Genomic DNA, 15,279 nt, shown 5'->3' with positions numbered 1-15,279 from the left:
TGGTTCCCAACCAGCTTCCCGCCTTTTATTCCCTGCACATTTATTTGCTGAATTATTATAATCTTTTACAACTTAAACTGTTTGTGATAATCTATTGGACACATGATCATTTCTATTGCAAACCAGAAGGGAGGCGTCGGGAAAACAACGACAGCAGTAAATTTGGCAGCATCCCTTGCCATATCCGAAAGAAAAACTCTTATTATCGACATAGACCCTCAGTGCAATGCAACAACAAGTTTTGGTATTACATACAGCGGTCTTTATGCACATCTGTACCATATGCTTATCGGCAATAAAGATATAAAAGAGGTGATCAAGAAAACAGCGGTGCCCTATCTGGATATTGTTCCGGCACATCCTGATCTGATCGGTGCCGAGGTCGAGCTTCTCGATGCGGAAAGCAGAGAATTTATATTAAAGAATATCCTGGAACAGCTAAACAATACCTACAAGTACACCATTATAGATTGTCCACCCTCTCTTGGCCTGCTGACAATAAATGCGCTTGTGGCATCTGATTTTGTCATTATACCCTTGCAGTGTGAATACTTTGCACTTGAGGGACTAGCAATGCTTCTGAGAACAATAACTATTATTAAGAGGAGACTGAACCCGAAGCTGGATACCATGGGGGTGCTTCTTACAATGTTTGATAAGAGGAATAATCTTTCCTTCAGGGTTATGGATGAAGTAAAAAGTTACTTTAACGATAGTGTATTCAAAACGGTTATACCGAGAAATGTAAAACTGAGCGAGGCACCAAGTTACGGAAAACCTGCCATACTATATGATATATGTTCAAGGGGTGCGGAGAGTTATCTTGAACTTGCTTCGGAAATACTTGAAAAGGGGGCCTAATGCTGAAAAAAGACCCGTTAGGAAAAGGTTTATCGGCCATACTCAAGGACATTGAAGAAAAAGGAGTAACAAGGGTTGTACCTATAAGCGAAATTGTTGCCGGCAAGTCCCAGCCACGATTTGAAATAAAGGACGATTCTATTGTCGAGCTTGCCGCATCTATCAGGGAAAAAGGGCTTCTCCAGCCTGTTATACTGAGAAAAAAAGGTAAGGGCTACGAGATCATTGCAGGGGAAAGAAGATACCGGGCATCTATTATGGCAGGGCTTAATGAGGTGCCTGCTGTTATAAAAGATGTTGACGATAAAGAGGCTCTTGAGATAGCCTTGATCGAAAATCTCCAGAGGGTGGACCTTAATGCTGTCGAAATTGCCGTGGTATACGACAGGTTTGTTGAAGAGTTCGGTTATACCCATGAAGATATTGCAAAGAAGACAGGTATCAACAGGAGCTCAGTCACCAATTTTATCAGGCTTCTCAAGCTCCCGGAATGGACAAAAAAGCTGATTGTTGAAGGGAAAATCTCTCAGGGCCATGCAAGGGTGCTGATTACACTTAACAGCGAAAACGAGCAGAGAAGATTCGTTGATAAGGTTTTAAAAGAAGGTGTTTCTGTAAGGGAACTTGAAAGGGAAGTTAAAAAGAAATCAGTCGGAAAGACATCTCCCTTCCCATACCTGGAAGAGTCTCTCAGAGAAATGCTGGGAACAAAAGTAGATATTACATACAGGAAAAACAAAGGTAAAATTATCATAGAGTTTTACTCACAGGAAGACCTCGAAAGGATTACAGAAGCAATATCACTCTCCTGATATTGCCCTTTTTACAAGGGTTTTTGCAATTTCAACCTTGTATGCATTCCTGCTGAGCGGTCGCGCATCTGCAAGGGCTTTTTCTGCTGCAAGTACAGCAATATCTTTATTATTGGGCTGCCCTTTGAGGATTTCTTCGGCCTTTTTTGCACGAACAGGTCCGGGGGCAACTGCCCCGAGGGCAATACGCGCATCAATGCATATGCCTTCTTTAGCGGTTATAATTGATGCAACACTGACTATTGCAAAATCCACAGGGCTTCTCAGAGTAAATTTGAGGAATCTTTGTCGAGTCGGTAATAAGGCTTTTTGAATCTCTATTTCTCTGACCATTTCATCCTGCGCAATTGCATTCCCCAGAGGGCTGAAAAAGTCCGTAACCGGAACCCTCCTTTCTCCTTTTGTTCCAACAATGAGTATCTGTGCATCAAGGGCAGCGAGGGCTACGGCGGTATCGGAAGGGCAAACAGCAAAGCATTTCTTTCCTCCCATGATTGCATGGTAGCGGTTGTCGCCTGCAACAGCAAGACAGGAGCCCTTCCCTTTCCGCAGGCAGAGGATTGGTCCTCCGATATGGCGCGGATATCGGTAATACCAGCAGCGCACATCCTGACAGAGGTTTCCTCCTATTGTGGCAGAATTGCGTATCTGGGGCGTGGCAACAGACCGGGCTGCCTCTGTAAGAACCCGATAACTGTTCTGAAGGAGGGGATGTTCTGCAATACGGGAAAGCTTTGTTAATGCCCCTATTTTCAGCGTTTTGTCATCCTCTTTGATATAATCGAGGCCTGATATGGTTTTGATATCAATAACAGCTTTGGGGTATTCGAAGAGATTTTCTCCTTTAAGGGTGAGGAGCAGGTCTGTCCCGCCTGCATTAAGTACGGCCTTACCGTTATAATTTAAAAGAAGTGTGCATGCTTCTTCAGTTGATCCTGCGATGATATGTTTGAAAGATCTCATCATATTGTACCCGGTTTTTTGACTTTTTGAGTCACCTTGCCCAGAGCAGCGAGCACCTTCTCCGGTGTGACCGGATATTCATGCAGCCATACTCCTAAAGCATTGGATACAGCCATCAGCACTGCCGATGGGCCGGGAGATGTGGCTATTTCCCCTACCCCTACTGCATGGAAACGGTGACTGGGGAAAGGTGTTTCGAGCACCACGTTGTCTATTATTGGCAGTTCGGAAAAGGTCCGCCATTTGTATTCAATCATGTTGGCATTGAGTATATGACCTGTTTTATAATCGATCACGGTTTCCTCAAAGAGGGCACTGTCAATGCCCCCTGAGCCGAGGCATCCGTTAAGCTGGCCTTCGAGCCCCGGAGGGTCTATGATCTGACCGGCATCTGTAGCGTTTACAACACGCAGCAGGTTTACTTTCCCTGTTTCCGTATCAACCTCTACCTCGACAAATGTCATCATACAATTGGACAGTGTATAATCCGGTTCGAAACGCCCATAGCCAGTAATGGTACGGTCTATGCTCATGGCTTTCCAGGGTATCCGCTTTTCCGGATTGTCCTTGATAAAGATCATTCCGTCTATTGTATCCAGGTCGGATGGATCTGCGCCAATCCTGGGGGATATGAGTTCAAAGAGCTTTTGTTTTGCATCCTGTGCTGCTGCTATGACGGCGCTTCCAATGGCATAAGTTCCCCGTGACCCTGCAGGTCCGAACTCATAGGGGTTGATAAGCGAATCGGAAGGTGCAACGGAAACCCGTTCCATGGGTAGTTGCAGTACCTCAGCCACCATCTTGACAAAGTTCGTCCTCTGTCCGGTCCCGTGTTCTGTTATACAGGAAAAAAGTATAGCAGTTCCATTTGGGTGCAACCGCACATATGCCTCCGATGCATCCTCTCCGATATCGGCGTTTCCATGTACGCCAACGCCTATGCCTGTTCTTTTTGCACCGTTTACTTTGGTTGGCTTCAGCCAGCCCTTCCACTTTTTTTTCCATCCGAATACGTCGGCACCCTTATCCATTGTCTTTGTATAATCTACGCCACGATATGTATACCAGATACCGTCCCGCCAGTAGTACCCGTCACCAGGTTTAACATAATTCTTTTTGAAAAATTCCAGGGGATCAAGTCCTGCCTTTTCCATGGCAAGGCTTACAAGCGGTATAAGAGCACATTTCAACTCCTGGCCGCCGAAGCCCCTTACAATACCGGAGGCGTTTCTGTTTGTGCAGACAATGGTGGGCCTTAAGTCCCAGTTAGGACAACGTACCATGATCTGCACCTCGCCGCAGCCTACAGCAACCTGTGACTGTGTGGTCATGGAATAGTAACCGGTGTCGATTAACCACCTGCCGGATATTGCTGTGACTGTTCCATCCTTTTTCATGCCCACTTTGGCTTGCATGCGCGATCCGGGTCTAAGCGTAAATGCTGCGAGGTGTTCTTCTTTGGTAAAAACGACCTTTACCGGTTTACCTGTTGCCCTGCTGAGAAGTACGGCGTGAGCCTGTACCTGCCAGGACATGAATTTCGATCCGTAACTGCCGCCGCAAGGGCCGCCAATGGTTCTCACCTGCACCTTTCTGTCGAAGACATGAAAAAGAGTGATTTTGTCCATGTATGACGCCTGATTTGATACCCACAGAGTTACACTGTCAGGATCTTCCCACAGGGCTATAACCCCTGGCGATTCAGGTGGCATAGGGTTGGGTATGTTCTCATAACCGAAAGTGCCTTCTGTTATCACGTCAGCATCTTTGAAGCCTTTCTCTACATCTCCCATAACAACTTCTTTCAGGTTCTTTGGCCCGAAAAAGGGAACACCCGGGGTTACAATGTTGCCGGGGAACTCATCATACAATTGGGGCGCATCAGGCTTAAGAGCCTCTTCCATTTCAAAAACAGCAGGTAAAACTTCATATTTGACATCTATCAGACTGAGCGCTTCCTGTGCTATTTCTTCGCTGGTTGCAGCAACAAGGGCCACAGCATCACCGACAAACCGGACTTTACGATCAAGAACACGCGTGCTGCGCGGCGTGCCGCCCTTCCAGTCAGGGGTATCTTCCCAGGTAAGGACTGCCTTTACACCAGTCAGTTTCAGCGCCCTCGTTTTGTCAATGTTTGCAATTATGGCATGGGGGTAAGGGCTTCTCAGTACCTTTCCATAGAGCAAATCCGCGACTTTTATATCGTTTAAAAACCGCGTATTGCCTGTGACAATATCGGTTGCGTCTTTGCGGGGAGTAGCCTTGCCGATAAACCGGTATGCTCCGGTCATTTTTCCTGCCCTGTCTGTTTTGATACTGCCATAACAGCATCAATAACCTGATAATGGCTTATGCAACGGCAAAAATTGCCAGAAAGGGCTTCCTTTACTTCTTCTTCTGTGGGGGAAGGTGTTTGGGTCAGGAGTGCCTTTGCACTCATGATTATGCCCGGTGTGCAAAATCCGCATTGAAAGGCTGTATGGTCAATAAAAGCCTGCTGAATAGGATCGAGCATTCCCGTGATAGGGTCTTTCAACCCTTCAATTGTTGTTATTATCTTTTTGTCGCATTCAATAGCAAGAGTCATGCAGGAAAGCACTGCCTTTCCATCCATGAGAACGGTGCAGGCCCCGCAGGCCCCGTTGTCGCACGATATCTTGGTACCTGTAAGGCCGAGCGTTTCTCTTAGCGTATGAGCAAGTGTATGTGAAGGCTCAATCTGACCCGGGCCGCTCCCCACGTCCAGTTCATAGATATGCCCATTGACCAAGAGGCTGATGTGGTGTGTTTCAGGGGACTTTTTTCTATTTTTTCCTGACATGCCTGCCTACAGTGCTTCTGTTATTAATTCAACGGATAATATTATCATATAAAACCAATATGGGAAATAAAAAAAGTCAGGGTTTGAAAAACCCTGCCTTATGAATATTAAAGATAACTATTTGCTGAATCTTTTTCTCAAATCTGCAAGACCGAGAAACCCCGGAGCGAGAAGGAGAAGTGAAGGCGGATGGGGAACGGGATTTGTTACTGTAAGGTTGGTTATACCTATATAACCATCAGTAAGTGTGAAATAGCTTATTATGGGGCTATCTTCAAGAAAACCGTATTTAATTGTGAAAAATATATGAATATGGGCTCATCCTGTTATTACATACCCATAGCTACCACCAGCCATATAGGTTTTCTAAGATGAGCCATAATATGCAATTCCTCTGGTGAAAAACCTGTATTGTCCTTGATACTTAATAACATTAGGTATTTCTATTCGCCAGGTATTCTGATATAATACGTTAAAGTTAATATAAATAAAATATCGGTTATTAAGGGAATAAAATATTATGGTAATTACTAACTACAAAAACGATATGTGCACTGAAGAAAAAGTCCTTATGTCTGTGGTGAGAGCGGCAGAAACCTTTAAGAGGGCTATATCTGCTATTTTCAGAAACTACGACCTTTCTTTTCCGCAATACAATGTCCTCAGGGTGTTGGATGCTTCAAAAAACGGCCAGAGCAGGATTACGCATGTGAGCCAAATTATGCTTGTCCCTGGCGCCAACATGACCGGCATTGCCAAGAGGCTTGAAAAGAATGGCTTTATTATAAGAAAATCAGATCCCAGAGATGAGCGTGTAACGATACTTGAAATTACACAAAAGGGAAAAGTTACCCTGGCAAATATAGAAAAAGATCGGGATAAATGTCAGGAAAAAATGCTAAAGGGTTTTTCTGAAAAAGAAAAGGGAGAACTTCTCTCTGAAGTTAAAAAACTGATCAAAAACAGTTTGGAGATTGGATAAAAACATATTATTGTTTCAACCATCCCTTAAGACCGGATGATCACATCATCCGTTAACTTATCGTGGACAATCAAGTCCCATCTTTGTTATGCTAACTACACATTAACTGTTCTATGATACAAGAAACAACATAAGCTTTGAGGCAACTATCCTCCGGCTTTGCTATTCTTAACAAATGTTATCGCAAGGAGATTTTATGAAAAAGGCATTTTTCTTTATGGCTTTATGCATGATTGTATCTGTTTTTCTAACTTCCTGCAGCGGCGACAAGGGTTCTACCATCAGAATAGGCGTAATCGCTGAATTGACCGGCGATATGCCTGCGGTAGGCGAGTCGTGCAAGAAGGCGGCAGAAATGGCTGCCCAGGAATTGAATGATGCAGGCGGACTCGATATTGACGGGAAAAAATATAAAGTAGAACTTTTTATTGAAGATAATGCCGGCAAAGCCGACCAGTCTGCCTCTGCAACCCAGAAGCTGATTACACAGAAAAAGGTCCATGCTATAGTCGGTCCGAATGCAACCCGCTATGCCATCCCTGCGTCGGAGATTGCCGAGAGTTCAAAGGTTGTCCTTATAAGTCCATGGTCTACGAATCCTAAAACTACCCTTGATGCCAAAACAAGTGCCCCAAAAAAATATGTATTTCGGGCCTGCTTCATTGATCCTTTTCAGGGCCGGGTTGTTGCAAAGTTTGCCATGGAAAGTCTGAAGGCAAAAAAGGCTGCAGTGCTCTATGATGTGGCCTCTGATTACAATAAAGGCATTGCCGAGTTTTTTAAAGAGACCTTTGAAAAGAGCGGAGGTAATGTCGTAGCTTTTGAGACTTACACCACGAACGACAAGGATTTTTCAGGACAGTTGACAAAGATCAGGAAGGCTTCCCCTGATATAATATTTTTGCCCAATTATTACAGCGAGATACCTTTGCAGATTCAACAGGCAAAACGCCTTGGCATTGAAGTACCGATTGTTGGAAGCGATTCATGGGGCAGCCAGGAACTGCTTAAGCTATGCGGCAAGGATTGTGAGGGTTGTTATTTCAGCACCCATTATGCTGCCGATGCTGCAACCCCTGTAGCGGCAAAATTTATTGAAGTTTTTAAGGCAAAATATAAGGTTATGCCTGACGATGTAGCAGCACTTACATATGATTCCTTCGGGCTGCTCTGGCAGGCTATTAAAGGAGCCAACCGGATCGACCGGCAGGCAATTCGCGACGCATTAGCCGGAATACCCAGGTACGAGGGTGTAACAGGAAATATGCAGTTTAAGGAAGGATCGGGTGATCCCATAAAGAGCGCGGTAATCCTCCGGATTAAGGATGGAAAATTTGTTTATTTTGTGAGCGCAAACCCATAATAATGATCTAGGATTTTCGATTGCAGTTTTTTAAACACAGAACGAATCATCATGAGGCAAACCTCAATGAGGGATCGATAAGGAATTGTGAACATATTTTTTTTTCGAAGCAAGCTCCGGGATATAAAACCCGATGGGCAATTAAAAAATTCAAAATACATTTTCGGATTGCGGTGATTTAATGTCCTATATTCTCCAGCAATTAATCAATGCATTTCAGCTCGGCAGCATCTATGCATTGATTGCTCTGGGCTATACAATGGTCTATGGAATTCTAACTATGATAAATTTTGCCCATGGCGATCTTTTCATGGTGGGAGCTTTTCTTTGTTTTGTCGCTGCGGTCTTTCTGAAACTCTCCTTTGTGCCGGTGATGTTGATATCCATGTTCGGCGTGGCCCTGCTCGGGGTTTTAATTGAACGTCTTGCCTATAAGCCCTTAAGGCAGGCACCACGTGTATCCGCAATTATTACAGCATTGGGAGTAGGGCTTTTTCTGGAAAATTTTACACTTGCTCTTAACCCTTACCCCAAACAAATACCCCAGCTTATGTCAAATACGACATGGACTATCCTCGGGTTATCAATATCTTCTCTCCAGGTGTTTATAATTGTGCTTTCGTTATTGTTGATGCTGATACTGGACCTTATTGTAAGGAAGACCATGGTTGGCATAGCCATGCGCGCCATTTCCTGGGACAAGGCAACGGTGCCTCTCATGGGGGTGCCTATGAACCTTATAATTTCTGCAACCTTTGCCATCGGCGCCAGTCTTGGCGGAGCAGCAGGTGTAATGTACGGTCTGGCATATCCGGTAATCGACCCGTATATGGGTATCATGATAGGATGGAAAGCTTTCATATCAGCCGTGGTGGGCGGTATCGGCAATATCAGGGGTGCCATGATCGGCGGCTATATTCTCGGCATGGTGGAAATCCTGGTAGTTGCTTTTTTCCCTTCTACATACCGAGACTTTGTTGCTTTTGCGCTCCTGCTCGTACTGCTTATATTCCGGCCTTACGGCATACTCGGCAAACCACATCCCCAAAAGGTATAGATTGTGGAAAACCGTGAAGGCATAGCTCAAACAATTAAACAACTCCGGGGAAGGTTGATGCGTGCACGCTGGCTCCTGCCGGCGCTTCTGGCCTTTTTTTTCCTTGCCGCTCTTGCCATCCATCGTTTTGATCTCCTTGATCTTTATGTACAACTTATCCTGATGTATGTGGGCATAAATATCATCCTTACATTGAGCCTTAACCTGATAAACGGTTATATGGGAGAATTCTCCGTAGGCCATGCAGGTTTCATGGCTGTAGGCGCATATATTGCTTCCTGGCTTACAGTTAGAGTTTTTCCGATTCACTTAGCGGCATGGCTTTTTCCTCTTGCAGTTTTTGCAGGAGGTCTCGGGGCAGCCATGGTCGGATTGATAGTAGCCTTTCCGTCATTCAAAACAAGAGGCGATTACCTTGCCATCGTTACCCTCGCCTTTGGTATGATTGTCAAGTCAGCCATAGAAAATATTGAAGCCCTCGGCGGACCCAGAGGTTTTTTAGGGATGGAGAAACTGTCCACGCTGCCATGGGTATTCTTCTGGGTAGCAATGTCCGTATGGGCAATAAGGAACCTTGTTTATTCAAATTTCGGGAGAGGAGTACTCTCAATACGTGAAGACGAGATTGCAAGCGATTTGATGAGCGTTAATACAAAAGAGGTAAAAATCATCGCATTTGTTGTATCCTCTTTCTTTGCAGGGGTTGCGGGAGCCCTCTTTGCGCATGTTTTGCAATTTATCAATCCCCGTGCTTTTGATATTATTAAATCGACGGACATACTTATTATGGTATACCTTGGCGGTATCGGGTCCATTGCCGGATCAATTCTTGGAGCAACGATTTACACAGTACTGCTTGAGGTTTTGAGACCCATGGGCATATGGCGTATGGTTTTTATGCCGCTTATGCTGGTAATGCTCATGCTTTTCCGGCCAAAGGGCATTATGGGCCTCAAGGAATTCCGTTGGTTTATCCCTGTGCGCGATGTTTTTGCAAGCATGCGGTGGCGTGAAAAAAATGGGGATAGTCAATGACCATCCTCAGTGCCCAAGGGGTAACTCACAATTTCGGCGGTCTGGCAGCAGTATCAAATTTCAACCTGGATCTGAAAGCACATGAGCTTGTCGGGATTATCGGACCGAACGGTGCAGGGAAAACTACGGTTTTTAATCTCATAACAGGTGTATACAGTGCAACAGAGGGAAGCATTATCTTTGAAGGCACTCGGATTGTTGGAAAACAGCCTAACCAGGTTGCTGCCCTCGGCATTGCGCGTACTTTTCAAAATATACGCCTTTTCAAGGAGATGACTGTCCTTGATAATGTGAGAACTGCATACTATGCGAGAGTAAAATACAACCCTGTTGAAGCGCTCCTTCATACAGGACGTTTCTGCAGGGAGGAGGAAAAGATAATATCCCGTTCCATGGACTTGCTTGCCCATCTGAACCTGGAAGCTAACGCCGATGAACTGTCAAAAAATCTTCCTTACGGGTTGCAACGGAGACTGGAAATTGCCAGAGCTCTTGCCACAGAACCGAAGCTTCTACTCCTTGATGAACCTGCCGCGGGTATGAATCCCAACGAAGTTGACCGGCTTATGGAGCTGATCCGAAGGATAAAGAATGATTTTAACCTTACCATACTGCTCATTGAGCATCAGATGCACCTTGTTATGAATATTTGTGAACGCCTTATAGTGCTTGATTTTGGTGAAACTATAGCCCAGGGCAAACCCTATGATATACAGAATAACCCTTTAGTACTTGAAGCATACCTGGGTAAGGAGACGCAGGGATGAGCGAAAGTGGGATTATACTTGAGGTAAAAGACCTTACCATTACGTATGGAAATATCAAGGCTGTAGATAACATATCATTCCATGTATATGAAGGTGAAATTGTTACGCTCATCGGGGCAAACGGTGCAGGCAAGTCTTCCACGCTGCGTGCTGTTTCAGGCATGTCTCCTTACAAGGGCAGTATATATTACAATCATCTGGATCTGCACAACGTACCAGCCCATCAGATTGTGGCCATGGGCATTGCTCATGTACCGGAAGGCCGCGGCATTTTCGGAAACCTCACGATTATGGAAAATTTGAAGCTTGCTACATGGCAGCGCAAGGATAAAGCAGAAGTTTCAAAAGATTATAACCGCATCTTTACCCTTTTTCCCCAGCTTTATAAGAGAAGGAAACAGCCTGGAGGAACACTTTCTGGAGGCGAGCAGCAGATGCTTGCTTTATCCCGTGCAATTATGAGCAGAGGCAGTATGATGCTGTTGGATGAGCCTTCAATGGGTCTTGCTCCGTTCCTGGTACGTAATATCTTTCAAGTCCTTGCTGAGATAAACCGGGCAGGCGTCACGATCCTCCTTGTTGAACAGAATGCGCTTATGGCTCTATCCATTGCCTCGCGGGCTTATGTGCTTGAGACCGGAAGGATTACCATTTCCGGTTCAGGGGCTGAACTCATCGGCGATCCAAGAGTCAAGGAAGCCTATCTCGGATGCTGAAAAATGTGTTAAAATGTGATGCAAGCCGTGATACTATAGTATTCCGTATGTACCAATTTTTCATGATTTATTATGATTTATTATGATAATATGTCTCAAGGGCTATGCATGGGGGTATTAAATGGCTAATTTTATGGGTAAATTAAAGATTAAGTACAAGTTCTGGATTATTGTAGGCATAGCATTGTTCAGCCTCTTTTTAACAGAGTTCATATTCCTTGTCTCTTTAAAAGAAGATCTCCTTGAAGAAAAAAAAACGCGAACAAGAAACGTTGTAGAAACAGTATATGATGTCGTTCAGTTCTATTACAATTCTGCCAAAGACGGGAAAATCACCGAAGAAGAAGCTCAGCAAAAATCAAAAGATATTGTAAGATCTTTGCGCTATGAAGGAAATGAATATTTCTGGATAAACGACATGAAGGCATTTATGGTTGCTCATCCATACTTTGAATTGGAAGGAAAAGACCAAACAGACCTGAAAGATGTTACAGGTAAAAAGATTGTGGTTGCATTTGTTGAAAAGGTAAGGGCTCAAAAAGCCGGTTTTGTTGAATATTTGTGGAAAAAGCCCGGTACTGAAAAACATACCCAAAAAATTACCTATGTTAAAGGATTTGAACCATGGGGTTGGGTAATAGGCTCAGGAGTCTATACAGATGATGTCGACAGGATATTCCTGAATAAAGCTCTGAAACTGGCGCTGATAATGGTTATATTAACCTTTGTTGTTGTGACGGTATCCTGGCTCATTGCGAAAAGCATCACACAACCGTTATCAGTTATGAAGGAAAGTTTACAGCAGGTTGCTGAAGGCGATTTGCGGATAAATAATGCTGTGGAAGAGATGCAAGCCAGAGGGACCGATGAAATCAGTCAGCTTTTAAACGCCCTCAATCACATGAGGAGAAATCTCGATTCACTTATAGGACAGGTACAGCTCTCAGGCATACAGGTAACGTCATCTACAACACAAATAGCCGCATCGGCAAGACAGCTTGAGTCAACAGTTGCAGAACAGGCTGCATCAATTCGGGAAGTTACAGCAATAACAAATAAGATATCCGGTACATCTGAAGATTTGATGCAGACTATGGGTGGCGTGAGTGAAACAGCCTCAGATACTGCCGGTATGGCCGAAGAAGGGCGTAATTCCCTTAACCGTATGCAATTGTCAATGCGAGCATTTATAGAGGCTACCGGTTACATATCTTCAAAACTGGGCATTATTAATGAGAAAGCAAACAAGATTTCCGGTGTTGTTACCACAATCAACAAGATTTCAGACCAGACCAATCTCCTCTCTCTTAATGCTGCTATTGAAGCAGAAAAGGCAGGAGAATACGGGAAGGGGTTTTCGGTTGTCGCCCGTGAGATCACCCGACTTTCCGATCAAACAGCGATAGCTACAAAAGATATAGAATATATGGTTAAGGAAATGCAGTCTTCAGTCTCATCCGGTGTTATGGAAATGGATAAATTTGCCGAGGGGGTACGACGGAATGTCGAAGCCGTTGAAATTATCGGCGATCAGCTTGGCGATATTATTGATCAGGCAAGGAAGCTTGGTCCACAATTCGAGGTGGTAAATGAAGGGATGCACATGCAGGTTGAGGGAGCACAACATATAAGTGAGGCTATGAACCAGTTGTCGACAGCAGCAGATCAAACGAGGGATTCTCTCCTGGAGTACAAACGGGTTACAGAACAACTCAATTCTGCAGTGCAGGTTTTACAGAATGAAGTATCACGCTTTAAATTGAATCGCGGATAATTTATGAAAATATACTTTAATAGATTTACGATTTTAGAAAAAATCTTTGTTGGAAGCATTATTTTTGCTCTGCCGATCATTGTCCTCCTTTCTTATATGGTTTCAGGGTTTAACCATGACATTAGTTTTGCCCGCCTCGAATCCTGTGGAAATAAGCTGCTCATGCCCCTGGAAACTATTGCTGAACTCATCCCTAAGCATCAATTGCTGGTACGCCTCCATATTGAAGGAGATAAAAATGCGGAAGAAAAAATAAACCTTCTCGCCCAGGATATAGAAAAACAATTTTCCATTCTTCAAACAGAGGGGAGAAAATCGGAAGACCTGCTGCAGATTAGTGAAAAGAACCTGAAGGCTGCGGGTATTGAGCATGGTCATATTTCGGAGATATACAAAAAATGGCAGGGACTACGTTCTAACTGGAAAAATAACGGAACCACCGAGAATGACGACGCCCATGAAGTAATGATACTAAGACCGGTTTGTGAGTTAATCAAAAGGGTTGGGGATACATCAAACATGGTCCTTGATCCAAGTTTGGATACTACCTATTTAATCGATATCGGGCTTCTCACTATGCCGAAAATTCAGGAAAAACTCGGTTTATTCATGCTTTTTGCAGAATCTGTGATTTACAAGGGTTATACATCCCAGGAAGACAGGATAAAATTTGCTGTTTTTTCTGCCATGCTTGAAGACGAACTTAAGCATATCAACCAGAGTGTGGAAACAATACTTAGAGAAAGTAAAAAATTACATGATGCCGATACTTTGCTTCAAAAAAACATTCCTCCTTTGTTGGAAGAATACAAAACATCTATTATCCCTTTTCTTTTTATATTGAAACGTTTTTCCAACGATCCTAATTTCAAAATACCGGCTATGGAATTTTTTGAATCTGCAAAAAATGTGCTTGATTCAGGCGCCAGACTCAGGGAAACGTCTATGCTGGAGTTGCAGGGACTGCTCGATAAAAGAGAAAAAAGTTTTGTAAATAAGAGATTTTCAGCACTTTTCATGAGCCTGAGCATGTTGTTTTTTGCTTCGGTTATAGTTGTTGTTATCTCCCAGGGGATTACCAGGTCTCTTAGAAGGGTAATAGATATTGCCGGAGAAATTGCCGAAGGAAATTTAAAAAAAGCAATGGAAGACCTTGATAAAACAAGGAGAATTGACCTCCATTTACAAGAAAAAACTGAAGGACATATAGAAAATCATAGAAACGAAATCCACCGGCTTTTTCGTGCAATAGCCACTATGACTTCAAGCCTTTATGCATTGCTTATACAGGTAGGCAAATCAGGTATTCAGGTGAGCACATCATCTGTTCAGATAGCAGCATCAGCAAGGCAGCTTGAAGCAACTGTTGCTGAGCAGGCCTCATCAATCAATGAAGTAAGTGCAACAAGCAATGAAATTTCCGCTACTTCACAAGAATTTGCAAAAACCATGAATATAGTATCGAAAATGGCTTCGGAAGCCGCAGAGATGGCGAGCGCCAGTATGTCCAGTCTGTCTGATATAAATACAACCATGAAGAAGCTTCTGGAAAATACAACGGAAAGCTCCGGGAAATTAAGAGTGGTAAATGAAAAGATGGATAATATTACCCAGGTAATCACAACCATTACAAAAGTGGCAAACCAGATTAACCTCCTCTCTCTCAACGCAGCTATTGAAGCAGAAAAAGCCGGAGAATACGGCATCGGATTTTCCGTAGTCGCGCGGGAAATCAGGCGTCTTGCAGATCAAACTGCCGTGTCTGCTCTGGATATAGAAGGTATGATCATGGAAACCAGGGAAGCAATGAGGGACGGTGCCCGTGCTGTCGAACTATATACGGACCAGACGCGGACAAGCACAGAGAGGATTGCGGAAATCAGCGTAGATTTATTGAGGGCTATTGAGCATACTCAGGAGCTGGTACCACAATTTGAGTCTGTAAACCAGGGAATGCAGATGCAATCTCAGAGCGCCTCCCAAATCAGTGAGTCCATGGGACATCTCAATCAGGCTGCCAGACAGACCAGAGACTCCTTGATTGAATTCAGAGGCGTTACCGAACAACTTAACACTGCAGTAAAAGATCTGGAGAATGAGGTAACCCGATTTTCCATAAACTCATAGG

At 44.0% G+C, this 15,279-nt stretch carries 13 protein-coding genes; 10 read left to right on the top strand and 3 right to left on the bottom strand.

Features of this window, described 5'->3' with window-relative positions; all coding sequences use genetic code 11:
• Nucleotides 1–93 precede the first annotated feature (93 nt).
• Together NT010_10705 and NT010_10700 are read left to right on the top strand one after the other, a co-directional pair.
• Nucleotides 94–861, top strand: a complete 768-nt coding sequence (locus NT010_10705) for an AAA family ATPase (protein MCX5806518.1) — start codon at nt 94–96, stop codon at nt 859–861.
• Nucleotides 861–1,673 (top strand): ParB/RepB/Spo0J family partition protein, encoded by an 813-nt coding sequence (locus tag NT010_10700; protein ID MCX5806517.1) that lies wholly within the window; start codon nt 861–863, stop codon nt 1,671–1,673. Before NT010_10705 ends, NT010_10700 begins: the two co-directional genes overlap by 1 nt.
• Here NT010_10700 and NT010_10695 read toward each other — a convergent pair.
• The 3 genes from NT010_10695 to NT010_10685 are packed head-to-tail and all read right to left on the bottom strand — an operon-like array spanning nt 1,662 to nt 5,457.
• Entirely contained in the window at nt 1,662–2,639 is a 978-nt protein-coding gene (locus tag NT010_10695) for a xanthine dehydrogenase family protein subunit M (GenBank protein ID MCX5806516.1), read from the bottom strand. The two genes, NT010_10700 and NT010_10695, sit on opposite strands and share 12 nt — an antisense overlap.
• Nucleotides 2,636–4,927: a xanthine dehydrogenase family protein molybdopterin-binding subunit gene (locus NT010_10690; GenBank protein MCX5806515.1), complete on the bottom strand. Its 2,292-nt coding sequence runs from the start codon at nt 4,925–4,927 to the stop codon at nt 2,636–2,638. Before NT010_10690 ends, NT010_10695 begins: the two co-directional genes overlap by 4 nt.
• Nucleotides 4,924–5,457 carry a (2Fe-2S)-binding protein gene (locus NT010_10685; GenBank protein ID MCX5806514.1) on the bottom strand — a complete coding sequence of 178 codons (534 nt, stop codon included), beginning with the start codon at nt 5,455–5,457 and terminating at the stop codon, nt 4,924–4,926. Before NT010_10685 ends, NT010_10690 begins: the two co-directional genes overlap by 4 nt.
• A 520-nt stretch (nt 5,458–5,977) precedes the next feature.
• On the opposite strand from NT010_10685, the gene NT010_10680 reads away from it, so the two are divergent.
• The 8 genes from NT010_10680 (at nt 5,978) to NT010_10645 (ending at nt 15,278) form a co-directional block, all read left to right on the top strand.
• Nucleotides 5,978–6,439 carry a MarR family transcriptional regulator gene (locus tag NT010_10680; GenBank protein ID MCX5806513.1) on the top strand — a complete coding sequence of 154 codons (462 nt, stop codon included), beginning with the start codon at nt 5,978–5,980 and terminating at the stop codon, nt 6,437–6,439.
• Nucleotides 6,440–6,635: 196 nt separating this feature from the next.
• Entirely contained in the window at nt 6,636–7,802 is a 1,167-nt protein-coding gene (locus NT010_10675) for an ABC transporter substrate-binding protein (GenBank protein MCX5806512.1), read from the top strand.
• Nucleotides 7,803–7,983: 181 nt separating this feature from the next.
• Nucleotides 7,984–8,859 carry a branched-chain amino acid ABC transporter permease gene (locus NT010_10670; GenBank protein ID MCX5806511.1) on the top strand — a complete coding sequence of 292 codons (876 nt, stop codon included), beginning with the start codon at nt 7,984–7,986 and terminating at the stop codon, nt 8,857–8,859.
• 3 nt (nt 8,860–8,862) lie between these two features.
• Nucleotides 8,863–9,894 carry a branched-chain amino acid ABC transporter permease gene (locus tag NT010_10665; protein ID MCX5806510.1) on the top strand — a complete coding sequence of 344 codons (1,032 nt, stop codon included), beginning with the start codon at nt 8,863–8,865 and terminating at the stop codon, nt 9,892–9,894.
• On the top strand, nt 9,891–10,661 hold the full coding sequence (locus tag NT010_10660) for an ABC transporter ATP-binding protein (protein ID MCX5806509.1): 771 nt from the start codon (nt 9,891–9,893) through the stop codon (nt 10,659–10,661). The genes NT010_10665 and NT010_10660 overlap by 4 nt, the downstream gene beginning before the upstream one ends.
• Nucleotides 10,658–11,377: an ABC transporter ATP-binding protein gene (locus NT010_10655; protein ID MCX5806508.1), complete on the top strand. Its 720-nt coding sequence runs from the start codon at nt 10,658–10,660 to the stop codon at nt 11,375–11,377. The genes NT010_10660 and NT010_10655 overlap by 4 nt, the downstream gene beginning before the upstream one ends.
• 121 nt (nt 11,378–11,498) lie before the next feature.
• On the top strand, nt 11,499–13,151 hold the full coding sequence (locus NT010_10650; protein ID MCX5806507.1) for a methyl-accepting chemotaxis protein: 1,653 nt from the start codon (nt 11,499–11,501) through the stop codon (nt 13,149–13,151).
• Nucleotides 13,152–13,154: 3 nt separating this feature from the next.
• Entirely contained in the window at nt 13,155–15,278 is a 2,124-nt protein-coding gene (locus NT010_10645; GenBank protein MCX5806506.1) for a methyl-accepting chemotaxis protein, read from the top strand.
• The last annotated feature ends 1 nt before the right edge of the window (nt 15,279 follow it).

This window comes from Pseudomonadota bacterium (assembly GCA_026388275.1).
GTDB lineage: Bacteria > Desulfobacterota > Syntrophorhabdia > Syntrophorhabdales > Syntrophorhabdaceae > JAPLKB01.
This window is presented reverse-complemented; position numbering and strand designations above follow the sequence as displayed.

Coding starts and splice junctions, on each gene's coding strand:
- NT010_10700 (MCX5806517.1), top strand. CDS start 861: ATGCTGAAAAAAGACCCGTTAGGAAAAGGTTTATCGGCCATACTCAAG.
- NT010_10695 (MCX5806516.1), bottom strand. CDS start 2,639: ATGATGAGATCTTTCAAACATATCATCGCAGGATCAACTGAAGAAGCA.
- NT010_10690 (MCX5806515.1), bottom strand. CDS start 4,927: ATGACCGGAGCATACCGGTTTATCGGCAAGGCTACTCCCCGCAAAGAC.
- NT010_10685 (MCX5806514.1), bottom strand. CDS start 5,457: ATGTCAGGAAAAAATAGAAAAAAGTCCCCTGAAACACACCACATCAGC.
- NT010_10680 (MCX5806513.1), top strand. CDS start 5,978: ATGGTAATTACTAACTACAAAAACGATATGTGCACTGAAGAAAAAGTC.
- NT010_10675 (MCX5806512.1), top strand. CDS start 6,636: ATGAAAAAGGCATTTTTCTTTATGGCTTTATGCATGATTGTATCTGTT.
- NT010_10670 (MCX5806511.1), top strand. CDS start 7,984: ATGTCCTATATTCTCCAGCAATTAATCAATGCATTTCAGCTCGGCAGC.
- NT010_10660 (MCX5806509.1), top strand. CDS start 9,891: ATGACCATCCTCAGTGCCCAAGGGGTAACTCACAATTTCGGCGGTCTG.
- NT010_10655 (MCX5806508.1), top strand. CDS start 10,658: ATGAGCGAAAGTGGGATTATACTTGAGGTAAAAGACCTTACCATTACG.
- NT010_10650 (MCX5806507.1), top strand. CDS start 11,499: ATGGCTAATTTTATGGGTAAATTAAAGATTAAGTACAAGTTCTGGATT.
- NT010_10645 (MCX5806506.1), top strand. CDS start 13,155: ATGAAAATATACTTTAATAGATTTACGATTTTAGAAAAAATCTTTGTT.